Raw genomic sequence first — 23,317 nt, forward strand, 5'->3', positions numbered from 1 at the left:
ACCATGCTCTACAGCGTCTATATCGCCGCCATCCTGGCTCTGCTGCTGATCGCCCTGTCGCTCAACATCTCGCGCCTGCGCATGCGCCACCAGGTGGCCTTCGGCGACGGCGGCAAGCCGGACCTGACCAAGGCCATACGCGCCCATGGCAACAGCCTGGAGCAGTCGGTACTGTTCATCGTGCTGCTGTATCTCGGCGAGGCCACCGGGCAGATCGGCGGGCCGCTGACCGCCGCCCTCGGCTTCGCCTTCATCATGCTGCGCCTGCTCTACTGCACTGGCCTGTTCGCCCGCATCCTGCTGCTGCGCCAGGCCAGCCACGCGCTGACCATGCTGGTGCTGCTGGCGGTCACGCTGCTCCTGCTGATTCCGCACTGAGGCCACTATCGCGCCGCAGCCAGCCGTCGATGCAATCGACCACGCTCTGCGGCGCCCGTAGCCAGGCGCTGTGCGGATTTTCCTGCGGCGGCCGCGGCGACGCCAGCTCCTGCAGCTGCGGCTCGGCCTGGATCAGCGCAGCCAGACCACGGGTGGAGGCTGGCGGGGCGAAGTGATCGCCTTCCATCTGCACAAACAGAGAGGCCACCCGATTGCGCGCGACCGGCGCCAGGGCCAGCCCCAGGTGCCCGTAGCGACCGCTGAAGGCCACCCGCCCCCAATCCCGCATCAACGAGCGCGCCTCGTGCCCGCCGAAGCCCAGACGGCGCCCCGGCAGGTAGCCAAGCAATGAAGCGATCACACCGAACAACAGCGCCACGCTGGGCGTGAGCAGGCGACCCATGCCCTGCCAGTTGCGGTAATGGATATTGCCGCAGGCCACACCTACCACGGGCACCGGGCTGTCCGGATTGGCCGCCGCATACAGGGTGGCGATATGCCCGCCCAGGCTGTGCCCGAGCAGCACCGGAGAGGCCTGGGGGAAATGCCGGCGAGCCAGCACCAGCAGCTTGGGCAGGAACTCCTCCACCAGTTGCCGATAGCCGTAATTGAAGCGCCAGCCGGGGCGCGGCAGGCTCTCGCCCTGGCCCGGCCAGTCGGCCACCAGCACGTTGTGCCCGGCCGTCACCAGGCGCTGGGCCAGGCCCTCATACTTACGCGCGGTGACGCCCAGCGCCGGCAGCACGATCAGGGTATGAGTAGCGCCGGGGGCGGCGCTGTAGAAGGTGACGGGGCAGTGAAACTTGCCATCGGCGAACTGCACGGCATCGACCATGGCGCTTTCTCCTGGAGGTGTTGCGGCGAATTTAGAGCAAATACTCTACGAACACCATCCCACCACGCAGGCAAAAAAAAGCCGCGAAATCGCGGCAGGAGAGGTTGTGTGAAAAGCAGCACCTGAATCTAGAGGCAATGTTCTACTTCTTGTGTGACAGGCGTGTGACTCGATTCTGGCAATTGATGGGGCGCTTCGAGCCGGCGCTGCAGGCGCTCGACGAACTGCTCGGCATCGCTCAGGGAGCGAAAGGGAATGTCACAGCCCCCCAGCTTGACCAACCAGCCCTTGTTGCTGCTTTCAGTCACGATGATATCCATGCGTTTCCCTCCTTCAGAAAGTGAAACCGTCCGGCGAGCGTAGGCCTCCCGGGTGCCATGACAAAGTCCGATTACTTCTATGCAACTGCCATCCGGTTATGCCCTTCACCCAATCAGGTACTGGCCCGCTCGCGCAGGCGGCCGAACGAGCGAATGGCGGCATTCAAACAGCCCCAGGTTGCTGGCGTGTGACAGCGATCACCCGCCCTAGAGCGGCCGCCACAGGAACTGCAACATTTCGCACCTTTTCGCCTGACAGCACTCGAAGTGGTCGTTATGTTTAAAGGCAAACAACAACAATGGAGAACGCCATGCCCTGGTATGCCTGGCTGATCATCGCCCTGGCCCTCGGGTCCATCGTCGGCAGCCTGATGCTGCTGCGCGACAGCGCGCGCAAGTTGCCGCTGACCGAGGAGCAACTCAAACGCATCCACGAGCGCAACGCCGAAGCGGATGCCAAGGACGCCGAAGACCGCTAAACCCCACGCCGGCGCCCCTGCGCGGCCACCGCTACAAGGATGTTGCATGCCGCCGCTGCACCTGCGTTTGCTCCTGCCCATGCCGGTTCTCGGCATGGGCTTGGCCTTCGGCTATGTCGATGGCCTCGGTCTGACGCTGATCTCGCTCTACCTGGCCTGGGTGCTGTTCGCCGAAGACTTTCTTCCGCGCTGGCTGTGGTGGAGTGGCGGCCTGCTCGGCGGCATCGCCCTGGCCGCTCACCTGCTCCCCGGCTTCGAGCCGACGCTATTGTGGCCCGCGCGACAGATCAGCATCGACGCGCCGCCTTATGCGCTGCGCCTGTCCTGGGACAAGTTGCTGCTGGGCCTGGTACTGCTGGCCTGGTGGCTGGGCCGCCAGCCGTTGCCGGCTCGTCGTCCGGGCGCTGCAGTGCTCGTCGGCATCGCCACCCTGCTGGCGGTACCACTGCTGGCGCTGGGTTTGGGTCTGGTCGGCTGGCAGCCGAAATGGCCGCAGCAGCTCTGGCTGTGGCTGGCGGTGAATCTGGGTGTGGCCGTGCTGGCCGAGGAGTTGCTGTTCCGCGCCTGGTTGCAGGCGGCGCTGGTGGAGCGATGGGGCAACGCGGGCGGGATAGTGCTGAGCGCCCTGCTGTTCGGCGCCGCGCATATCCCCTTCAGTCCGCTGTTTGCCGTGGTGGCTGCCGTAGCCGGTCTGGGCTATGGCCTGGTGTTCCATCTCAGCGGCCGGCTATGGCCGGCGCTGCTGCTGCACGGCGCGGTCAATGCCCTACATGTGCTGCTACTGAGTTACCCGCTACGTTCGGCCTGACGTCGATGCCATAGGGCGAGAAGATGCGCTGCAACTCGCCGTTGTCGCGCAGCTGCTGCATGGCCTTGCGGAACTGCTCGGCGCTGATCGGCGCCTGCGGGCTGAGGATTGCGTAGTGGCGGTAGCGCTGGTCTTCCCAGTTCGAGATCAGCAGTTGCTGCTGTAGCTGCGGTTGCTCGCGCATGCGTGCGCCCAGCCAGGAACGGGTGATCGGCGCCACATCGGCACGCCCGCGCAGCACCAGCTTGAGGTTGCTCTCGTGGGAGTAGGTGAGCACCGCCTTGAAGTTCTCTTCCAGCCACTGTGGGTCGTTGTTGAACCCGGCGAAACCGTAGTGGTAGCCGTTGAACAGCGCCAGGCGCTTGTCCATCAGGTTGTCGAAGTAGTGCTGGTCGCGCCCCGCCTCTGCACGGGCCACCAGTACCTCGGCGTCTTCCAGGCCCAGGTCGATGCGCGCGCCAGCAACCCCCTGCCAGTTCCAGTCCGGGTTCTCGAAGATCGCGACATGCACGCGGCCCTGGCGGAAATCGTTGAAGCGGCGGGTCAGTGAAGTGGCACGCAGGCCGAAACGGTGCTCGCTCTGCACCTTGTTCAGCGCGTCCACCAGTTCGCCGAGCAGGCCGCGACGCGGATCCTCCTCCGGCTTGATCACATAGGGTGGAAAATGCACCGCGGCGATCAGAACCTCATCGGCCGCATGCGCCCCCGAGCCAAACAGCATGGCCAGCATCAGCAGTGGAGCGCCAAGCAATCCTTGTCGACGCCGATACATTATTGACCTCATGGACAACTGAGCTGAGCGAAGACTAGCCCAGTGCCATGATCGCGTAAATGCATAACGCCACTAGTCAGCGCGGCATCGGACTAGCTCTCTCCAAACCACCTACTCCGGCCGCCAGCAGCTGATAGCGCTGGGTCAGCTCAGCCAACCTCCCGCTGCGCTGCAACCCCTGCAACAGGCCGGCCAGCTGCCGGGAGTCGAGCGGCCCGCCGGGTCTCAGCAACGCATGGTGGTGATAGACCTGATCGGCGCGTTCGGAGATCAGCAGCTGACGTGCCTCCTCCGGATTGTCGCGCTGGTAGATGCGCAGGTAGGAGCGCGTCACCACGCTGATGTCGACGCGGTCGTGCAGCAGCATCAGCAGGTTGCTGTCGTGGGAGTAGGTGAGCACCGCGTTGAAGTTGTGGGTGAGGTAATCCTGGTCGGCGTTGAAGCCGGCAAAGGCGTAGTGATAGCCGCTATACAGCGCCATGCGCTTGTTGCCGAGACGATCGAAGAAGCGCTGGTCGCGGCCGCGCTGCTGGCGTGCGACATAGACCTCGGCATCGATGATGCCCAGGTCGAGCTTGTCTACGGGAATGTCCTGCCAGCCCCAGTCCGGCGACTCGAACAGGATCAGGTCGTAGCGCGCCTGGTTGAAGTCGCGGTAGCGGCGCGTCACCGAAGTCGGCACCAGCTCGAACCGATACTCGCCCTGGGCAGCATTCAGCGCCGCCAGCAGATCAGGTACCAGGCCTTCGGGAGCGGCGCTCTCTGGCTTCATCACGTAGGGCGGGTAGTGGTAGGCGCCAACGTGCACGACCTGCGCGGCAGTAGCTACACAGGTGCAGAACAGCAGAGCGATTGGCAACAGGCGAAGCAGGCGCAAATCGCGGTTACCTCGTATAGGGCAAGCCAAGTTGACCGGCTCGTCCCTGTAGCCGCGCCTGGTCCCGGACCAGTGCTGATAAGCAGCTTAGCTTATCGGTCAGGTTTCCTTGAACACCAGGGCCAGCGCCTCTTCGGCCAGCTCGTCGAGGGTCATCTTGCCGCCCGGGCGGAACCAGGTGGTGGTCCAGCTCAGCGCGCCGGTAAGGAAACGGCGCAGCACGAAGGGATCGGCCTTGAACTGGCCGGCGGCGCGCGCCTCGCTGAGCACGTCGAGCCATAGTTGCTCGTAGGTGTCGCGCAGGCTGAGGATATGCGCCTGGCTCTCCTCGGACAGCGAGCGCCACTCGTAGACCAGCACGCCCATGGCCTCACCGGTGCCGCCCACGATCGATTGCAACTCGCAGCGGATCAGCGCCAGCAGGCGCTCGCGCGGGCTGCTGCTCTGCGCCAGGGCCGAACGCATCAGCGCGGTGTTGTAGAGGATGGTCTCCTCCATTACCGCCTTGAGGATTTCGTCCTTGCTCTTGAAGTGGTGAAAGATGCTGCCGGACTGGATGCCCACGGCACCGGCCAGATCGCGCACCGTGGTGCGCTCGTAGCCCTTGCTGCGGAACAGGTGAGCGGCGGTCTGCAGCAGCTTGCCGCGGGCGCTTTCCGGATCGGTCAGTTCGCCACTGGCAACCAGCTTCTGCATCACTTTTCTGGCTTTCTGTTCGTCCAGGCTCATCGTTCCCCCACATGGAATGCCGCTTGCGCCGCGCATTGTACGCAAGCTGGCGAATTTAGGGCCTTGCAGGCAACCAAGCAAGCGCTCGGGTTAAATTTGCCAAAAGACTTTTCAACCAAGCGCTTGCTTGGTAACGTTCATCTACCTGAGCGACTGTGCGGAACCACAACAATGAGCAAAACCGTACGCATTGGCTGCGCCTCCGCCTTCTGGGGCGACACCTCCACTGCCGCCGCCCAGCTGGTGCGTGGCACCGAGCTGGATTACCTGGTGTTCGACTACCTGGCCGAAGTGACCATGTCGATCATGGCCGGGGCGCGCATGAAGAAGCCGGACGAGGGCTACGCCACCGACTTCGTCGAGGTCATGGCGCCACTGCTCGGCGAGATCGCGCAGAAGAACATCCGCGTCATCAGCAACGCCGGCGGGGTCAACCCCAGCGCCTGCGCCGCGGCCCTGGCCGCTGCCTGCAACAAGGCCGGCGTGCAGCTGAAGATCGCCGTACTACATGGCGACAACCTGCAACCCAAGCTCGGTGAACTGGCCAAGGCCGGCACCGTGGAAATGTTCAGCGGCGCCCCACTGCCGCCCATGTGCGTATCGGTCAACGCCTACCTCGGCGCGCCGGGCATAGTCGCTGCGCTGGAATCTGGCGCCGATATCGTCATCACCGGCCGCGTGGTCGACAGCGCCGTGGTCAGCGCCGCACTGGTGCACGAATTCGGCTGGGCCTGGAACGACTACGACAAGCTGGCCCAGGCTGCCCTGGCCGGCCACATCATCGAATGCGGCGCGCAGTGCACCGGCGGCAACTTCACCGACTGGCGCGACGTACCGGACTACGAACATATCGGCTTCCCTGTGGTGGAAGTCGCCGCCGACGCCAGCTTCGTGGTCAGCAAGGCGGAAGGCACTGGTGGCCTGATCTCCACCCTGTCGGTCGGCGAGCAGATGCTCTACGAGATCGGCGACCCACGCGCCTATTACCTGCCCGATGTGGTCTGCGACTTCACCGGCGTCGAACTCAGCCAGGTTGGCACCAACCGCGTCGAACTCAAAGGCGCTCGCGGCCTCGCTCCGACCACCCAGTACAAGGTCAGTGCCACCCACCCGGACGGCTTCCGCTGCACCGCCAGCTGCCTGCTGGCCGGCATCGACGCGGTGGCCAAGGCCGAGCGGGTCAGCCAGGCGATCATCAACAAGACCGAAGAGATGTTCGCCGAGCGCGGCTGGGGTCCGTACAAGGAAGTCTGCATCGAGCTGCTAGGCACCGAAGCCACCTATGGCCCGCACGGCCAACGGCAGGACACCCGCGAAGTGGTAGTGAAGATCGGCGTACGCCATACCAAGAAGGAAGCCCTGGTGCTGTTCTCCCGCGAGATCGCCCAGGCCGCGACCGGTATGGCGCCGGGCCTGACCGGCATAGTCGGCGGCCGCCCCACCGTGTACCCGGTGATCCGCCTGTTCAGCTTCCTGGTCGACAAAACAGCCTGCGAGCTGGCCGTCGAGATCAACGGTGAGCGCAGCGCAGTCGCCCTGCCCCGCGTCGATGCCTTCGACCCGGCGCAGATCGCCGCCGAGGTCGCCGTGCCGGCAGCCAGCGGCCTGGCCGACGCCACGGTGCCGCTGATCAAGCTGGCCGTGGCCCGCTCCGGCGATAAGGGCAACCACAGCAACATCGGCGTGATGGCGCGCCAGCCCGAGTACCTGCCGTGGATCGCCGAGGCGCTGGGCAAGGAGGCTGTGGTGGACTGGATGGGCCATGTGCTTGACCCGAAGATCGGCCGCGTCGAGCGCTGGCACCTGCCGGGCAGCCACAGCCTCAACTTCCTGCTGGAGAACGCTCTGGGCGGCGGTGGCGTGGCCAGCCTGCGCATCGACCCGCAAGGCAAGGCCTTTGCCCAGCAGTTGCTGGAATTCCCGATTCCGGTGCCGCGCGCACTGGCTGACAGCCTGTAACAAGGACAATAACAATGGCATACGACTCAGTCTTCAAACCCGGCCTGTTCGCCGGCCAGACCATCCTGGTCACCGGCGGCGGCAGCGGCATCGGCCGCTGCGTGGCCCATGAACTAGCGCACCTAGGCGCCCATGTGGTGCTGGTCGGACGCAAGCTGGAGAAGCTGGAAAAGACCGCCGGCGAGATCGCCGAAGACGGCGGCAGCGCCAGCTTCGCCGTGTGCGATATCCGCGAGGAAGAAGCGGTCAAGGCCATGGTCAAGGCGGTGATCGCCGAGCGCGGATCGATTCATCACCTGGTCAACAACGCCGGCGGCCAGTTCCCCGCACCGCTGGTGTCGATCAACCAGAAAGGCTTCGAGACCGTGGTGCGCACCAACCTGGTCGGCGGCTTCCTGATCGCCCGCGAAGTGTTCAGCCAGAGCATGAGCAAGACCGGCGGCAGCATCGTCAACATGCTCGCCGACATGTGGGGCGGCATGCCCGGCATGGGCCACTCCGGCGCTGCCCGCGCCGGCATGGAGAACTTCACCAAGACCGCCGCCTACGAGTGGGGCCACGCCGGCGTGCGGGTCAACGCCGTGGCGCCGGGCTGGATCGCCTCCAGCGGCATGGACACCTACCCCGAGTCGATGAAGAACATGATCCGCAACCTCAAGGATCACGTGCCGCTGCAACGCATCGGCACCGAGTCGGAAGTGGCCGCGGCCATCGTCTTCCTGCTCTCCCCCGGCGCCAACTTCATCAGCGGCAACACCATCCGCATCGACGGTGCCGCCAGCCAGGGCACCCGCGCCTGGACGCTGGGCAAGGCGAAAAACAGCGAGTCCTACAACGGCTTCCATCGCGCCTACGTGCCCGATGTACTGAAGGATCAGGAGTAACCCGATGCCCGTCATTCAGTCCGAACTCGACGTCCACGGCGACAGCTTCGCGCAGAATCGCGAGGCCATGCTGGCCGCCATTGCCAGCTTCCGCGACGTCGAACAGAAGGTGCTGGACAAGGCCTTCGAGGCCAAGCCCAAGTTCATCAAGCGCGGCCAGCTGCTGCCGCGCGAGCGCATCAACCTGCTGCTCGATTCCGGCGCGCCGTTCCTCGAACTGTCCTCGCTGGCCGGCTACAAGCTGCACGACGACAAGGACGGCACCCAGGCCGGCGGCGGCATCATCGCCGGCATCGGCTACGTGGCCGGTGTGCGCTGCCTGGTGATCGCCAACAACAGCGCGATCAAGGGCGGCACCATCTCGCCCACCGGGCTGAAGAAATCCCTGCGCCTGCAGCAGATCGCCGTGGAAAACAAACTGCCGGTGATCACCCTGGCCGAGAGCGGCGGTGCCAACCTCAACTACGCCGCCGACATCTTCGTCGAAGGCGCGCGCGGCTTCGCCAACCAGGCGCGCATGTCCGCCATGGGCCTGCCGCAGATCACCGTGGTGCACGGTTCCAGCACCGCCGGCGGGGCCTATCAGCCGGGGCTGTCGGACTACGTGGTGGTAGTGCGCGGCAAGGCCAAGATGTTCCTCGCCGGCCCGCCCCTGCTCAAGGCCGCCACCGGTGAAGTGGCCACCGACGAGGAGCTGGGCGGCGCCGAGATGCATGCCCAGATCGCCGGCACCGCCGAATACCTGGCCGAGAATGACGCCGACGGCGTGCGCCTGGCCCGCGAGATCACCGGCCTGCTGCCGTGGAATGCACAATTGCCGACGCGCCCGACCAAGACCTGGAGCGAGCCGCTGTACCCGGCCGAAGAGCTGCTCGGCATCGTCCCAGCCGATGCCAAGAAGCCCTACGACGTGCGCGAAATCATCGCCCGCATCGCCGACGGCTCGGCCTTCCTCGACTTCAAGAACGAGTTCGACAGCCAGACCGTTTGCGGCCACCTGGCCATCGAAGGCCAGCCCTGCGGTTTCATCGGCAACAACGGGCCGATCACTCCGCGCGGCGCGGCCAAGGCCGCCCAGTTCATCCAGCTGTGCGAGCAGAGCAATACACCGATCCTGTTCTTCCACAACACCACCGGCTTCATGGTCGGCACCGAGTCCGAGCAGAACGGCGTGATCAAGCACGGCTCCAAGCTGATCCAGGCGGTGGCCAACGCCACGGTGCCGAAGCTGACCATAGTCGTCGGTGGCTCCTACGGCGCCGGCAACTACGCCATGTGCGGCCGCGGCCTCGACCCGCGCTTCATCTTCGCCTGGCCCAACAGCAAAACCGCCGTGATGGGCGGCGCCCAGGCCGGCAAGGTGCTGCGCATCGTCACCGAGGACAAGCACCGCAAGGAAGGCAAAGAAGCCGACCCGAAGATGCTCGACATGCTGGAAATGGCCACCGCACAGAAGCTCGACAGCCAGTCCACCGCGCTGTACGGCACCGCCAGCCTGTGGGACGACGGCCTGATCGACCCGCGTGATACGCGCAAGCTGCTCGGTTTCCTGCTGGATATCTGCGCAGAAGCCGCAGTCCGCCCCCTCAAATCCAACTCGTTCGGCGTCGCCCGCCTGTAACCCTTCGGAGAACAATAAAAATGATCTTTACCCAGGAACACGAAGAGCTTCGCCGCACCGTCCGCAACTTCGTCGACAAGGAAATCAACCCGTACGTCGACGAGTGGGAAAAGGCCGGCGGCTTCCCCATGCACGAGATTTTCAAAAAGGCCGGCGACCTCGGCCTGCTGGGCATCTCCAAGCCGGAGAAATTCGGCGGCATGGGCCTGGACTACAGCTACTCGGTGGTCGCCGCCGAAGAGTTCGGCACCATCCACTGCGGCGGCATCCCCATGGCCATCGGCGTACAGACCGACATGTGCACCCCGGCCCTGGCCCGCTTCGGCTCCGATGAGCTGCGCGAGGAGTTCCTCCGCCCCGCCATCGCCGGCGACATGGTCGGCTGCATCGGCGTGTCCGAAGTCGGCGCCGGCTCCGACGTCGCCGGGCTGAAGACCACCGCGCGCAAGGACGGCGACGACTACGTGATCAACGGCAGCAAGATGTGGATCACCAACTCGCCGTCTGCCGACTTCATCTGCTTGCTGGCCAACACCAGCGACGACAAGCCCCACGTCAACAAGTCGCTGATCGTGGTGCCGATGAACACCCCGGGCATCACCCTCAGCCCGCACCTGGACAAGCTCGGCATGCGCAGCTCGGAGACCGCCCAGGTGTTCTTCGACAACGTGCGCGTACCGCAGCGCAACCGCATCGGCCACGAAGGCGCCGGTTTCATGATGCAGATGCTGCAGTTCCAGGAAGAACGCATGTTCGGCGCGGCCAACATGATCAAGGGCCTGGAGTACTGCGTCGACAGCACCATCGAGTACTGCAAGCAGCGACACACCTTTGGCACCCCGCTGATCGACAACCAGGTCATCCACTTCCGCATGGCCGAACTGCAGAGCGAGATCGAAGCCCTGCGCGCCCTCGTCTACCACGCCACCGAGCTGTACGTGAAAGGCCGCGACGTGACCAAGCTGGCCTCCATGGCCAAGCTCAAGGCCGGGCGCCTGGGCCGAGAAGTCACTGATAGCTGCCTGCAGTACTGGGGCGGCATGGGTTTCATGTGGGACAACCCCGTTTCCCGTGCGTATCGCGATGTGCGCCTGGTCTCCATCGGCGGCGGCGCCGACGAAATCATGCTGGGCATCATCTGCAAGCTGATGGGCATCCTGCCCGGCAAAAAGAAGGGCTGAGGACGCGACCATGGCCGAACTGCCGAACTGCCAAACCCTGCTGCTGGAACAGGTCGAGGGCGTGCTCTACGTCACCCTCAACCGCCCGGAAAGCCGCAACGCCATGAGCCTGGCGATGGTCGAGGAACTGCGCGCCGTGCTGCGCGCGGTACGTGGCGACCAGGCCGTGCGCGCCCTGGTGCTGCGCGGCGCCGATGGCCACTTCTGCGCCGGCGGCGACATCAAGGACATGGCCGGTGCGCGGGCCAAGGGTGGCGACGCCTACCGCGAGCTGAATCGCGCCTTCGGCAGCCTGCTGGAGGAAGCCCAGTACGCGCCGCAGGTGCTGGTCGCCGTGCTGGAGGGTGCGGTGCTCGGCGGCGGCTTCGGCCTAGCCTGCGTCTCCGACATCGCCATCGCCCACCAGGGCGCCAAGTTCGGCCTGCCGGAAACCAGCCTGGGGATTCTGCCGGCGCAGATCGCGCCGTTCGTGGTCAAGCGCATCGGCCTGACCCAGGCCCGCCGCCTGGCACTCACCGCTGCCCGTTTCGACGGTGCCGAGGCGCTGCGCCTGGGCCTGGTGCACTTCAGCGAAGCCGACGACCAGGCCGTAGTCGACCGCCTCGCCGAATGCCTGCAGCAGGTGCGTCAGTGCGCGCCGGGCGCCAATGCAGCAACCAAGGCGCTGCTGCTGGCCACCGAGACGGAAAACCTCGGCAGCCTGCTAGACCACGCCGCCGGCCAGTTTGCCGAAGCGGTACTGGGCAGCGAAGGCGCGGAAGGCACCATCGCCTTTGTGCAGAAGCGCAAGCCCTCCTGGGCTCAATAACAACAGCAGGAGCACGACGATGCCCGCCTTCAACAAGATTCTGATCGCCAACCGTGGCGAGATCGCCTGCCGGGTGATGCGTACCGCGCAAGACCTCGGCTACCGCACGGTGGCGGTGTACTCCGCGGCAGATGCCGGCGCCCGCCATGTGCAACTGGCCGACGAAGCCGTGTGCATCGGCCCGGCGCAGGTCAACCAGTCGTACCTGGTGATCGATAACATCATCGCCGCGGCGCAGAAGACCGGCGCCGACGCGATCCACCCCGGCTATGGCTTTCTCTCCGAGAACGCCGACTTCGCCCGCGCCTGCGAGGCTGCCGGCATCGTGTTTATCGGCCCGACCGTGGAAGCCATCCACCTGATGGGCAGCAAGCGCCTGTCGAAGATTGCCATGCTCGAAGCCGGCGTACCCTGCATCCCTGGCTACGAGGGCGCAGCCCAGGACGACGACACCCTGACCCGCGAGGCCGAGCGCATCGGCTACCCGCTGATGATCAAGGCCAGCGCTGGCGGCGGTGGCCGTGGCATGCGCCTGGTGCACGAGTCGAGCGAGCTGCTGGCGCAGATCCGCACCGCCCGCTCGGAAGCGCAGAACGCCTTCGGCTCCGGCGAGCTGATTCTCGAACGCGCGGTGATCCGCCCACGCCACGTGGAAATCCAGGTGTTCGGTGACCAGCACGGCAATATCGTCTATCTGGGCGAACGCGACTGTTCGGTGCAGCGCCGCCACCAGAAAGTGGTCGAGGAAGCGCCCTGCCCAGTGATGACGCCCGAACTGCGCCAGGCCATGGGCGAGGCGGCGGTGAAGGCGGCAGCCTCGGTCAACTATGTCGGCGCCGGTACCGTGGAATTCCTCCTCGACCAGAGCGGAGAATTCTTCTTCTTGGAAATGAACACACGCCTGCAGGTCGAGCACCCGGTCACCGAATTGATCACCGGGCAAGACCTGGTCGCCTGGCAGATCCGCGCGGCCGAAGGCCAGCCGCTACCGTTCAAGCAAGACGAGATCGGCCTCACCGGCCATGCCATGGAAGTGCGCCTGTACGCCGAGGATTCGGCGCACAACTTCCTACCGCAGACCGGCGAAGTGCTGCGCTGGGAACCGGCGCTGCTCGACGGCATCCGCATCGACCACGGCCTGGTCGAAGGCCAGGCCGTCACCCCGTTCTACGACCCGATGCTGGCCAAGGTCATCGCCTACGGCGCCACCCGCGAAGAGGCCCGGCGCAAGCTGGCGCGCGCGGTCGAGGACTGCGTGCTGCTCGGCGTCAACGGCAACCAGCGCTTCCTCGCCAACCTGCTCAAACACCCTGAGTTCGCCGCCGGCCACGCCACCACCGCCTTTATCGGCGAACACTTCGCCGACGACCCGAGCCTGACGCCGCAAGCACCCAGTGCCAATGAGCTGGCGACTGCCGCCGCCCTGCTCTACCAGGCCTCGGCCAATGCCCGCGCGCATCAGGGCGGCCTGGCCGGCTGGCGCAACAGCAGCGGCGCGCCCTGGAGCTTCATACTCAAGCAGGGCGAGCAGAAGCACGCAGTCGAGCTGCAGGTACTGGAGTCCGGCACGCAGCCGCTGCTGCGCGCGCAAATCGGCGAGCAAGCCGTCGAACTGCGCCTGCTGACCAGCGACGGCCGCTGGGCCAGCCTGGAGCTGGACGGCATCCGCCAGCGCCGCGCCTATCACCTGGCCGGCGAGCGCGTCTGGCTGTATGGCCACGGCGGCAATCTGGAACTCAGCGACGTTACCCACGAGCCGGCCGGCGGGCAGAACGCCGCCAGCTCCGGCACGGTCAAGGCACCGATGGACGGCGCCATCGTCGAGGTGCTGGTGGCCGAGGGCGAGCAGGTCAGCAAGGGCCAGCTGCTGGTGGTGCTGGAAGCGATGAAGATGGAACACCCGCTCAAGGCCGGCATGGACGGCGTGATCCGCCGCGTGCAGGTCAGCCAGGGCGACCAGGTGAAGAATCGCCAGCTGCTGGTGGAAGTCGAAGCCGCGGAAGCCTGACAACCGGGGGCCCTGCGCCCCCGTGATCCGCCCCTCAACAAGAACAACAAGCCACGGAGCACGAGCATGTCCCTGCAAGGCAAAACCCTATTTATCACCGGTGCCAGCCGTGGCATCGGTCGCGAGATCGCCCTCAAGGCCGCCGCCCAGGGCGCCAATATCGTCATCGCCGCCAAGAGCGCCGAAGCCCACGCCAAGCTGCCAGGCACCATCCACTCGGTGGCCGCCGAAGTCGAGGCTGCCGGCGGCAAGGCCCTGGCCCTGCAACTGGACGTGCGCGACGAAGAAGCAGTGAAGGCCGCTATGGCCCAGGCCGCCGCCCACTTCGGAGGCATCGACGCGCTGATCAATAACGCTGGTGCGATCAAGCTGACCGGGGTCGAGCACCTGCCACCCAAGCGCTTCGACCTGATGTACCAGATCAACAGCCGTGCGGTGATGGTCTGCAGCCAGGCCGTGCTGCCCTACCTCAAGCAGAGCAAGGGCCACATCCTCAGCCTGTCGCCACCGATCAACCTCGACCCCAAGTGGTTCGCCAGCTACGGCCCCTATACCACCACCAAGTACGGCATGAGCATGCTGACCTTAGGGATGCACGAGGAATTCAGGAAGTACGGCATCAGTGTCAACTCGCTGTGGCCGAAGACGGTGATCGCCACCGCCGCCATCGAGTTCGAAGCCGGCGGCCCGGCAGTGATGAAGGCCGCACGCCTGCCAGCGATCATGGCCGACGCCGCCTGCGCCATCCTCGCCAGCAGCGAACGCACGATCAGCGGCCGCCTGCTGATCGACGAGGAAATCCTCCGCGAACAAGGCCAGGAAGAGTTCGAGCAGTACCGCCACGACCCGAGCGGCAAGCTGATGACCGATCTGTTTGTCGACTGAACCAAAGCATTACCCCGCGCCAGCCATTTATCCCCTTGGGCTGGCGCGTTTTTCCCTTCGGTTAGTTGCGGAACTTGAACTGCAGTTCGGCCCCTTCGACCGAATCCCAGTAGTTGTCGCTCTTCTCGCGCTCGTTGGTGATCAAGCGGCCATTGAGCTCGAAAGGCCCCGGCTCTGTCGGCTTCTCGACAAACATCTCCGGTAGCAACGGCGCCGGAGCGGCATCGTCGAACGGCTCATCGGGCTGCAGCTGCTCGACCAGCTCCGGCGGCAGGCGCAGGTCCAGCCGCACAGGCGGCAACTGTTCTCTCGTAGAAACCTTGGCCGCTGGCTTGGGCTTACTGTCCGCAGGCTTGGGTAGGCTGGTGTCATCGACTACCTTGCTGCCGGGCTCGGGCAGTTTCTCGGGGGCCTGCTTGGGCTTTTCCTTGGCGGGTGCAGCTGGCTCGGGAGTAGGCGCAGCAGGGGCTGGAACAGGTGTTTCGGTCGCAGGTGCTGGCTGATCGGCCGGTACTTGCGTCTCGGACGTTTGCTTGTCGGCAGGTGGCGCGGGCTTGTCGTCGCAAGCACCGAGCAGGCTCAGGATCAGCAGAAGGGAGAGGATACGAAGACGGGGCATGGCAGACGAACACGACGGGTAATGCCCTATATGCTCGCCCCTGCTCCGCCTTCTGGCAACTCGGCCGCTTTACGCCATGTTGCGCCTGGCTTGCTGGGGCCGTATTCCACAACCTGCGGCCAGCGCCAGTGCGACCAGATGCAGTGCGGCCCCTTGTGCGGGATGGGGAACCGCGAGCAGCCGGAGCAGCGCGCTAATGCGAGCTGTCCGGCTTTTCCAGATTGGCCTGCAGACGCTTGAGCTCGGCGTCCAGATCTTTCTGCGGGAACTCCCGTTTGAGCATCTCCAGCAGGCGATCGGCATCGGCATGCATGCCCTCCTCGCGCAAGCGCAGCACATTGTGCAACTGCACATCCAGCGGCGGAGCCTCAGAAACAGATGAGTGCCCCAGCTCCTCCGCCAGACTATCCTCGTGCAGCTCCTCACTCAGCGCACCGCCTGTCTGTGCCTTCTCCTGAGCCCGAGCCTCGGTATATGCCTTCATCTTGGCCATCGCCTGAGCCTGGGCCTTTGCGCGAGCCTCCTCACGCGCTGCATCCACTTCGGCGGATGCCTCTGCGGAATCGGCCATGGCCTCCAGCGGCGCCGGCTGCGGCTTGGCCGGGGCCATCGGTCGCGGAGCAGCGGTAGCAGCTGGCGATACCGAGAAGGCAGCATTGGGCTCCATGGCACCCGCGACGGACTGGCGCGCCGCAGCCTTCTTCTCTATCGCCTCGGCTTTGCGCTGCTCGAGCTCGTCGGACTGTGGCTGGGCCTCACGCGCCAGCTTCGGCGCCATTTCTTGCAGTGCCGGCGCAGGCGCACTGGCCATGGGCGCCGGAGCATCGTAGGGCGACGGCAATTGTTCGCGGTTGTGCAGAGCCAGATTGAGGCCGATGCCGACTACCGCCAGGCCAGCCACGGCCACCGACCAGCGGGTACGGCTGCCGGCGCCGAACAGCCAGGCGTGCAGGCGCTGCGACCAGCTCGGCTGCGGTTGCTGCAGCTCCTCGCGCGCGGCAGCCATGATCAGTGCATCCACCGCCGCGGAGGGTTCGCCCCGGCTGTGTTCGCGAAAATGTTCCAGCAGCTGCTGTTCCTGCTGCAGATCTTGGTCGTGTTGGCTCATGCGGATACCTCCTCGGCCGAAGCCGGATCGGCCAGCAGCCGACGTAACTTGTTCAGCGCATAGCGCAGGCGGCTCTTCACGGTCTCCGCCGGAGTGCGGGTGAGTTCGGCGATCTGGTGCAGTTCGAGGTCGCCGTGGGCGCGCAGCAGGAATACCTCGCGCTGCTCCTCGGGCAGGTCGGCCAGCGCGGCCTGCAGGCGTTCCTGGTCGCGGCTGAGCAGCAGTTGCTGCTCGGGGCCAGGGCCTGGATCGGCACTGGCGTGCTGCGCCTCGTCGTACTCATCGAGCTTTCCCTGGTGCCGGCCGCTCTTGCGCCAATGGTCGATCAGGCGGTTGCGCGCGATTTGGTACAGCCAGGTTTTGAACAGCACCGCCTCGCGTTGTTCGCTGGCGCTACGGATCAGGCTCATCCAGGTGTCCTGGAACACCTCCTCGGCCAGCGCATGATCGCCGCACAGACCGAGGAGGAAACGAAACAGACCAAGGCGGTGGCGCTCGTAGAGCGTGGCGAATGCCGCCGCTTCGCCGTTGCGATAACGCCGCAACAGCGCGGCGTCATCGTCCTTCAGTGGTTGGTTCAATTAGTCGGCCCTGACTTGAACGTTTTGCGGAGTTTGCAGGCTTTGCGCGAGCTCGACCAGTTGCACGAACTCACCACGCAGGCCAAACGGGTCCTCGCCCTTGGCGCCACGCGCCAGCTTGGCGCTGTCGGCCAGGCCGAAATTGCCGGTGTACTTGGCATCCTTGAGCTGCTGGGCGAAGGCCGCTACCGCGGCGGCGAAACGCAGGTCGTCACTGGCGTTGGCGATCGGCGTAGCCTCGCCCTTGTTGATCGGCCGCTCGACCAGCTTGCTGGCGCCACCCTCCGGGGCCTTGTAGCGCAGGCGCAGCCAGGCGATCTCGCCGGCCTTGCCCTGCTCCTTGATCTGGGCATAGCGCAGCGGTTCCAGCCAGCCCTTGGCGCCCACCGGCACCACTTCGTACAAGGCGGTGACGGTATGTCCGGCACCGATCTCGCCGGCATCGACCTTGTCGTTGCTGAAGTCCTCGCGCTTCAGCGCGCGGTTCTCGTAGCCCAGCAGGCGGTACTCGCTGACCTCGGCCGGGTTGAACTCGACCTGGATCTTCACGTCCTTGGCCACCACCGCCAGGGTCGAGCTGAGCTGGTCGACCAGCACCTTGCGCGCCTCGCGCAGGTTGTCGATGTAGGCGTAGTTGCCATCGCCGGCATCGGCCAGCTGCTCCATCAGCTGCTCGTTGTAGTTGTCGGTGCCGAAGCCCAGGGTGGTCAGCGACACGCCGGTCTTGCGCTTGTCTGCGGCTAGTTGCTTGAGCGTCTCGAAGTCGCTGATGCCGACGTTGAAGTCGCCGTCGGTGGCTAGCAGGATGCGGTTGATGCCGTCCTTGAGCAGGCCCTTCTGCGCCTCTTGGTAGGCCAGCTGGATACCGGACTCTCCGGCGGTGGAGCCGCCCGCGCTGAGCTGGTCGATGGCCGCGCGGATCTTGGCCTTCTCGCTGCCAGAAGTGGACTCCAGCGCCACGCTGGCATTGCCGGCATAGGTGACCAAGGCCACGCGATCCTGCGGGCGCAGCTGATCGACCAGCAACTTGAGCGTGCTCTGCACCATCGGCAGGCCCTCGCGACGATCCATCGAGCCGGATACGTCGACCAGGAACACCAGGTTGGCCGGCGGCAGCTCGGCGGCGCTCAGATCGGCGGCCTTGATCGCCACCCGCAACAGGCGAGTCTCGGGGTTCCACGGCGTGGTCGCCAGCTCGGTGGCGACGCTGAACGGCACATCGCCCTCGGGCTTGGGATAGGCGTAGGGGAAGTAGTTGACCAGCTCCTCCAGGCGCACCGCATCCTTGGGCGGTAGGCTGCCGTCGTTGAGGAAGCGGCGCACGTTGGCGTAGGCACCGGTGTCGACGTCGATGCTGAAGGTCGATACCGGCTGCTGGGCCACGGCCTGCACCGGGCTGCTCTCGATCTTCTGGTACTGCTCGCGGTAGACGTCCTGATAGCCGAAGGCGGCGCTGTCGGCCAGTGGCGCTGGGGCGATCATCGGCATGCTCTGCGGCATAGCCTTGCGCGCCTCCAGGGCGCCGGCCACAGCTGCGGGCTGCGGCGCGTAGGAGGCATTGGCGTCTACCTCTTCGTGCAGCGCCTCCTGCTTCATCTTGGACTCGGCAGCCTTGGGCACCACAACGCTGGTGGCGGGTTCATCGTTGGAGGCGCTGCAGGCCACCAGGCCCAGCGCCAGGGTGGCGCCGAAGCCGGCGAGCAGAGGTTGGCGGATCAGAACGGCGATGCTGGACATGGCGGGGTCTCCTCGGGCGAAAAGTCCATTCGCCTGAGTAGACGCAGCCGCCATCCAGTTCGGGTTAAGCGTTGTTGCTTTCCTGGCAGAGCTGCTTGGCCAGTGCGCCGAGGGTCATGATCGCCCGCTCGGACTCACGGTTCCACGGCACGCCACAGGTCAGACGCAGGCAATTGTTGAACTGCTCGGTGTTACTGAAGATCAGCCCCGGCGCGATGCTGATGCCCTGCTGCAGTGCCCGCACATGCAGCTCCTGCGCGCGGATCTTGCCCGGCAAGCTGACCCAGAGGATGAAGCCACCGTTGGGCCGGGTCATCTGCGTGCCTTCCGGGAAGTACTGCTGCACCGCCAGCTGGTAGGCGGTCATGTTCTTGCGGTACTCCTGGCGGATGTGGCGCAGGTGGCGGTCGTAACCGCCGTTCTCCAGGTAGGCGGCCACACCCATCTGGGTCACGCTGCAGGCGGAGTGGGTGCTGAAAGTCTGCAGCCGCTCCACTTCCTCCTGGTGCTGGCCGGCGAGTATCCAGCCGATGCGCACGCCGGGCGATAGGGTCTTGGAGAAGCTCGAGCAGTAGATCACCTGATCATCGCGATCATGGGCCTTGAGCGCCTTGCTGCGGCCCGGCTCGAACAGCAGCTCGCCGTAGATGTCGTCCTCGATCACCTGGATGCCGTGGTCGGCGGTCAGGCGCAGCAGCTGCTTCTGGCGTTCCTCGGGAATGCTGCCACCCAATGGATTACTCAGCCGCGCGGTGAGCACCAGGGCCTTGATCGGCCATTGGTTGGCGGCCAGTTGCAGCGCTTCCAGGCTGAGGCCGGTGGACGGGTCGCTGGGAATCTCGATGACCTTGAGGCCAAGCACCTCGGCCAGCTGCAACAGGCCGTAGTAGGTCGGCGACTCGGCGGCGATCAGGTCGCCCGGCTGGGTCACCACGCGCAAAGACATATGGATGGCGTCCACGCAGCCATGGGTGATCACCACCTCGGACGGGTCGACCACCACGCCGGCATCACGCATGCGAATCGCCACCTGGCGGCGCAGTGGCTCGTAGCCGGGGCTGAACATGTAGCTGAAGGCGCGCGGGCTCTGGAAGCGGGTGACCTTGGCCAGTTGCTGGTGCAACGAGCGCACCGGCAGGTAATCCACGTGCGGTACGGCGGCGCCCAGCGGGAACACGCCCTCCTGCCGCGACTCGGTAAGCACCTGGCTGATGATGCTGCTGCGCGTGACCATGGATGGTCGCTCGACGCGGGCGATGTCGGGGGTCGGCGCGGTGAGGCCGGCGGTCTGGTGTACATAGAAGCCGGACTGCGGACGGGCCCGGATCAGCCCCATGTCCTCCAGGTTGGCGTAGGCCTGCAGCACGGTGGCGTGGCTGACGCTGAGCTGGGAACTCATCTTGCGCACCGAGGGCACGCGCTCTCCCGGCTGGTAGACGCCACGACGGATATCCTCGGCCAACTGCTGAGCGATGCGCTGGTAAAGCAACAAATTGGTCATGAGGTATCTCCTTGCGCGGCTGGACCGTAACAGTAGCCAAATACAGATTGAGCGTAGCGGTACAGTCCTAGTTTATGCCAACAGTACAGTTTCAGCTGTTACAGCCTAGCTTCGTATCTGAATGTTTGTCATGGCGTGCGGTACAAACAAAAAACCCCGGGGATTAGCCGGGGTTTTGGTGAGCAGATGGGGCTGTCAGCGATAGTCGCCGAGCTTGCCGCTCTCGTCAGAAATGAGGATTTCCACCCGACGATTCTGCGCGCGCCCCTTGCTCGAGGCATTCTCTGCCAGCGGATGCGCCTCACCGTAACCCTTCACCTCCATACGCTTGGCCTCGATGCCGAGATCGACCAGCACATCGGCAACGGCCTGGGCCCGGGCACGCGACAGCTCGAGGTTCTCGGCGGAATCGCCACGGTTGTCGGTGTAACCCTCGATGCGGATGCTGCGGCGCGGGTTGATCTGCAGGAACTGCACCAGCCTGAGGATGGTACGGTTGGCCGAAGCCTTGAGCTCAGTACGACCGGCGTCGAACAGCACGTCGCCAAGGGTCATCACCAGGCCGCGGTCGGTCTCGCTGGCAGCCAGATTGACCACCTGCTCTTCCATCCACTGCCCTTGCTGCTGGGCACTGAGCAGCTTGGCCTCGCGCAACGCCAGTTGCAGACGCTCGCGCTCCAGCTCCAACTTGACCAGGCGCTCCTGGTTCAGGGTGAGGTCGGTGTGCTGACGGGCGATCTGGCTGTAGCGCTGGCTGAGGTAGGCGTAGTGCTCGACGTCATCGGCGCTGCCCCAGTAATTGGACAGGCGATCGGCTCGGGCCAGGGACTCGCCAGCACGGATCACATCCTTGGGCGAGCTGCGCAGCACGTCCGGATCTTCCTTCACCTGCTGGAAGCTGGCCTCGGCCTCGCTCAGCACCTGCTGGCTGTGCTGGCTGGCGCAACCGCCAAGCACTGCCAGGGACAGCAGCAGGCCGCCGTTCAGGATCATCTTCGGCATTACGGCAGCTCTCCCAGTTGCTTGCGCAAACGGGTGATGCGCGCGTTCAGCTCGTCGAGCTGTTTCTGACTCTTCTGACTGAGCACCTTGGCCTCGGCCAGGCGGGCATCGAGTTCGGCCTGCTCGGCGAAGACGCGGGCGCGCTTGTAGTCTTCCTCGCCCATGTTCTTCTCGGCACGAGCCAGCTTCTGCTCGGCTTTCTGCATTTCCTCGATCTGCTGATCGGCACCGACGGCGCGGGCCTGCTCGACGGCCTGGGTGCTCAGGCGCATCTGTTCGCTGGGCGCCGGATCGTTGGCGCAGCCGGCCAAGGCCAGCATTGCCAGGCCAAGGGTTAGGAGTCGATTCACTGAGACTTTTCCTGCTCTTGCGGGGGTACATCGGCGGCTTGCATCTGCTGAGTCTTCCAGCGCTCCAGATTGCGCTGCAGGAAGGTTTCCGGCAGGCCGGCGGCGGTCAATTCTGTCATCTTTTTCGCCAGCTGTCCGCGCAGCCAGGGGTCATTGCATGCCGAATCGTGCGACAGGGTCAGATACAGGCCTTCACTGGAGATCGGCGGCTCCAGGGTCTCCAGACTCTCCAGCATGCCCTGGGTATTGGCCAGGGCCACACCCGGATAGCGCTCATAGACGACATAGTCGGTGCGCCCCAGCAGCAGCTTCTGGAAGGCCTGGATCAGGCTCGGTACCTCCTCCAGGCTGAGGTTCTCTTTGGCGAAGGCATCGAAATGCTGGCCGAAGCTGTTGCGCACCAGCGTGCCGCCGACCCGCCCACGCAGGTCGTCCCAGCCGGTGTAGGGGAAACCCTGCCCTTTGCGCACCCAGACCACGCTCGGCGTGTTGAAGAATGCCGGATGCACATAATCCATGTGTTCCAGGCGCGGCAGCGTGAGAAACGCCCCAGCCAGCAGGTCGACGCGACCAGTGCGCACCTCATCCTGCGCGCGCGACCAGGGGCCGGTATAGATGATCTCGATCTTCACCCCCAGCTGCTCGCCGATCAGCGTCAGCAGGTCGGCATTGGCGCCGATCAGGTGCTGCGGGCTCTGCGGATCGCGCCACAGGTACGGCGGATATTCGGGGTTACCGGTGGCCACCAGACGCTCGCATTTGCCGGCCGCCTGCACCGCGCCCGAGAGCAGGGCCGCAAGCAGCGAGCATAGCGTTGTCAACGACAGGAGTTTTCGCATCTGTAGCCCCGACTCGATCTAGGTAGCTGGCGGCAGACAACACCGGCCGTATCTGCTTCATGCTAGCGTAACAGGCACATCTAATAATTATTAGCGATAAGGATTCGCCATGAAAAAACTCGCTATCGGAATCGCCCTGCTGCTGGCCTGTGCGGCCGGCACGCTCTACTTCTCGCCCACAGCCCTGCTGACCAGCGTGCAGTTCGTCGAGCGGCAACGCGCCGGCCTCTCCTCGCATGAGCTCAAGGTAGACGGGCTGACCATACATTACTACGAAGGCGGCCCCCGCGACGGCGAAACCCTGGTGATGATCCACGGCTTCGGCGCCAATCGTGATAACTGGCTGCGCTTCGCCCGCCACTTCAGCCAGCAATACCGGGTGATCGCCCTGGACCTGCCCGGCTTCGGCGAAAGCGACAAGCCTGACGTCAATTACGATGTGGCCAGCCAGACCGAGCGTCTGCACGCCTTCGTCCAGACCTTGGGCATCAGCAAGCCACACCTGATCGGCAACTCCATGGGCGGCCACATCGCCGCGCTCTACGCTGCACGCTATCCCGATCAAGTGGCAAGCGTCGCGCTGCTGGACAACGCCGGCATCCTGTCGCCGCGCAAGAGCGAGATGTTCGCCATGCTCGAAGACGGCAAGCCCAACCCGCTGGTGGTGCGCAAAGCGGAAGACTTCGACGCGCTGATGCGCTTCGTCTTCGTCAACCCTCCGCCCCTGCCGGAATCGCTCAAGCGCCACTTCGCCGCGCAATCGATGGCCAACCAGCAACAGTACGACCGCATATTCACCCAGCTACGCGAACGCTACGTACCATTGGAACCTGAGCTGCCGAAGATCCAGGTTCCCGCGCTGGTGCTGTGGGGCGACCAGGACCGGGTGCTGGATGTTTCCAGCATCGAGGTCATGAAACCACTACTGAAGAAGTCCACCATCGTGGTGATGAAGGACTGCGGCCACGCGCCGATGCTCGAGCGCCCCGAGGAAACGGCCCAGCATTACCAGACCTTCCTCGACAGCCTGTAGGCG

Annotated in this window: 24 protein-coding genes; 11 read left to right on the plus strand and 13 right to left on the minus strand. The window is 65.1% G+C overall.

All coding sequences use genetic code 11. The annotated features are described in order from the left end of the window. Positions 1–3 precede the first annotated feature (3 nt). Entirely contained in the window at positions 4–378 is a 375-nt protein-coding gene (locus IP89_RS13970) for an MAPEG family protein (RefSeq protein ID WP_043310180.1), read from the plus strand. Here the strand turns inward: IP89_RS13970 and IP89_RS13975 are convergent. Together IP89_RS13975 and IP89_RS23380 are read right to left on the minus strand one after the other, a co-directional pair. Next, entirely contained in the window at positions 350–1,213 is an 864-nt protein-coding gene (locus IP89_RS13975; RefSeq protein WP_052081076.1) for an alpha/beta fold hydrolase, read from the minus strand. The genes IP89_RS13970 and IP89_RS13975 overlap by 29 nt on opposite strands. Positions 1,214–1,341: 128 nt before the next feature. Then, positions 1,342–1,533 carry a hypothetical protein gene (locus tag IP89_RS23380; protein ID WP_156115054.1) on the minus strand — a complete coding sequence of 64 codons (192 nt, stop codon included), beginning with the start codon at positions 1,531–1,533 and terminating at the stop codon, positions 1,342–1,344. A 311-nt stretch (positions 1,534–1,844) separates the two neighbouring features. Between IP89_RS23380 and IP89_RS23040 the strand changes: the two genes are divergently transcribed. Together IP89_RS23040 and IP89_RS13985 are read left to right on the plus strand one after the other, a co-directional pair. Beyond that, positions 1,845–2,012 carry a DUF2897 family protein gene (locus tag IP89_RS23040; protein WP_081963249.1) on the plus strand — a complete coding sequence of 56 codons (168 nt, stop codon included), beginning with the start codon at positions 1,845–1,847 and terminating at the stop codon, positions 2,010–2,012. Between the two features lie 46 nt (positions 2,013–2,058). Beyond that, positions 2,059–2,820 (plus strand): CPBP family intramembrane glutamic endopeptidase, encoded by a 762-nt coding sequence (locus IP89_RS13985; protein WP_043310182.1) that lies wholly within the window; start codon positions 2,059–2,061, stop codon positions 2,818–2,820. Here IP89_RS13985 and IP89_RS13990 read toward each other — a convergent pair. The 3 genes from IP89_RS13990 to IP89_RS14000 all read right to left on the minus strand — a co-directional run bounded on the left by IP89_RS13990 (position 2,771) and on the right by IP89_RS14000 (position 5,192). Beyond that, entirely contained in the window at positions 2,771–3,592 is an 822-nt protein-coding gene (locus IP89_RS13990) for an amino acid ABC transporter substrate-binding protein (protein ID WP_156115055.1), read from the minus strand. The genes IP89_RS13985 and IP89_RS13990 overlap by 50 nt on opposite strands. Positions 3,593–3,668: 76 nt before the next feature. After that, positions 3,669–4,469, minus strand: a complete 801-nt coding sequence (locus IP89_RS13995; protein ID WP_177326878.1) for an ABC transporter substrate-binding protein — start codon at positions 4,467–4,469, stop codon at positions 3,669–3,671. A gap of 99 nt (positions 4,470–4,568) precedes the next feature. Beyond that, entirely contained in the window at positions 4,569–5,192 is a 624-nt protein-coding gene (locus tag IP89_RS14000) for a TetR/AcrR family transcriptional regulator (protein WP_043310207.1), read from the minus strand. Positions 5,193–5,369: 177 nt separating this feature from the next. On the opposite strand from IP89_RS14000, the gene IP89_RS14005 reads away from it, so the two are divergent. The 7 genes from IP89_RS14005 (at position 5,370) to IP89_RS14035 (ending at position 14,544) form a co-directional block, all read left to right on the plus strand. Further along, complete coding sequence (locus IP89_RS14005) at positions 5,370–7,157, plus strand: acyclic terpene utilization AtuA family protein (protein ID WP_043310183.1); 1,788 nt, start codon at positions 5,370–5,372, stop codon at positions 7,155–7,157. A 14-nt stretch (positions 7,158–7,171) separates the two neighbouring features. Next, positions 7,172–8,041 carry an SDR family oxidoreductase gene (locus tag IP89_RS14010; protein ID WP_043310184.1) on the plus strand — a complete coding sequence of 290 codons (870 nt, stop codon included), beginning with the start codon at positions 7,172–7,174 and terminating at the stop codon, positions 8,039–8,041. Between the two features lie 4 nt (positions 8,042–8,045). Further along, a complete protein-coding gene (atuC, locus tag IP89_RS14015; protein ID WP_043310185.1) occupies positions 8,046–9,662 on the plus strand; it encodes a geranyl-CoA carboxylase subunit beta in 1,617 nt (538 codons plus the stop codon). A 20-nt stretch (positions 9,663–9,682) separates the two neighbouring features. Continuing rightward, positions 9,683–10,843, plus strand: a complete 1,161-nt coding sequence (gene atuD / locus IP89_RS14020; protein ID WP_043310186.1) for a citronellyl-CoA dehydrogenase — start codon at positions 9,683–9,685, stop codon at positions 10,841–10,843. 10 nt (positions 10,844–10,853) lie between these two features. Further along, on the plus strand, positions 10,854–11,651 hold the full coding sequence (gene atuE / locus IP89_RS14025) for an isohexenylglutaconyl-CoA hydratase (protein ID WP_043310187.1): 798 nt from the start codon (positions 10,854–10,856) through the stop codon (positions 11,649–11,651). A 19-nt stretch (positions 11,652–11,670) separates the two neighbouring features. Next, positions 11,671–13,659: a geranyl-CoA carboxylase subunit apha gene (gene atuF / locus IP89_RS14030; RefSeq protein WP_043310188.1), complete on the plus strand. Its 1,989-nt coding sequence runs from the start codon at positions 11,671–11,673 to the stop codon at positions 13,657–13,659. A 66-nt stretch (positions 13,660–13,725) separates the two neighbouring features. Next, positions 13,726–14,544 carry an NAD(P)-dependent oxidoreductase gene (locus IP89_RS14035; protein WP_043310189.1) on the plus strand — a complete coding sequence of 273 codons (819 nt, stop codon included), beginning with the start codon at positions 13,726–13,728 and terminating at the stop codon, positions 14,542–14,544. A 61-nt stretch (positions 14,545–14,605) separates the two neighbouring features. Here the strand turns inward: IP89_RS14035 and IP89_RS23045 are convergent, their stop codons facing one another. The 8 genes from IP89_RS23045 to IP89_RS14075 all read right to left on the minus strand — a co-directional run bounded on the left by IP89_RS23045 (position 14,606) and on the right by IP89_RS14075 (position 22,281). Beyond that, positions 14,606–15,163: a hypothetical protein gene (locus IP89_RS23045; protein ID WP_043310190.1), complete on the minus strand. Its 558-nt coding sequence runs from the start codon at positions 15,161–15,163 to the stop codon at positions 14,606–14,608. A 193-nt stretch (positions 15,164–15,356) separates the two neighbouring features. Further along, complete coding sequence (locus tag IP89_RS22795; protein ID WP_052081079.1) at positions 15,357–16,271, minus strand: hypothetical protein; 915 nt, start codon at positions 16,269–16,271, stop codon at positions 15,357–15,359. Then, on the minus strand, positions 16,268–16,852 hold the full coding sequence (locus IP89_RS14050) for an RNA polymerase sigma factor (RefSeq protein ID WP_043310191.1): 585 nt from the start codon (positions 16,850–16,852) through the stop codon (positions 16,268–16,270). Before IP89_RS14050 ends, IP89_RS22795 begins: the two co-directional genes overlap by 4 nt. Further along, a complete protein-coding gene (locus IP89_RS14055) occupies positions 16,853–18,589 on the minus strand; it encodes a VWA domain-containing protein (protein ID WP_043310192.1) in 1,737 nt (578 codons plus the stop codon). It lies immediately after the preceding gene. Between the two features lie 64 nt (positions 18,590–18,653). Beyond that, on the minus strand, positions 18,654–20,090 hold the full coding sequence (locus IP89_RS14060; RefSeq protein ID WP_043310193.1) for a PLP-dependent aminotransferase family protein: 1,437 nt from the start codon (positions 20,088–20,090) through the stop codon (positions 18,654–18,656). Positions 20,091–20,285: 195 nt separating this feature from the next. Next, positions 20,286–21,092: an OmpA family protein gene (locus IP89_RS14065; RefSeq protein ID WP_043310194.1), complete on the minus strand. Its 807-nt coding sequence runs from the start codon at positions 21,090–21,092 to the stop codon at positions 20,286–20,288. Continuing rightward, the gene (locus tag IP89_RS14070; RefSeq protein WP_081963251.1) at positions 21,092–21,412 is read right to left on the minus strand and encodes a DUF4398 domain-containing protein; all 321 of its coding nucleotides are present in this window, start codon (positions 21,410–21,412) and stop codon (positions 21,092–21,094) included. The genes IP89_RS14065 and IP89_RS14070 overlap by 1 nt, the downstream gene beginning before the upstream one ends. 26 nt (positions 21,413–21,438) lie before the next feature. Next, complete coding sequence (locus IP89_RS14075; protein WP_052081080.1) at positions 21,439–22,281, minus strand: ABC transporter substrate-binding protein; 843 nt, start codon at positions 22,279–22,281, stop codon at positions 21,439–21,441. Positions 22,282–22,390: 109 nt separating this feature from the next. Between IP89_RS14075 and IP89_RS14080 the strand changes: the two genes are divergently transcribed. After that, on the plus strand, positions 22,391–23,314 hold the full coding sequence (locus IP89_RS14080; RefSeq protein WP_043310195.1) for an alpha/beta fold hydrolase: 924 nt from the start codon (positions 22,391–22,393) through the stop codon (positions 23,312–23,314). Positions 23,315–23,317 lie beyond the last annotated feature (3 nt).

The organism is Pseudomonas sp. ML96, from assembly GCF_000761545.1.
Taxonomy (GTDB): domain Bacteria; phylum Pseudomonadota; class Gammaproteobacteria; order Pseudomonadales; family Pseudomonadaceae; genus Aquipseudomonas.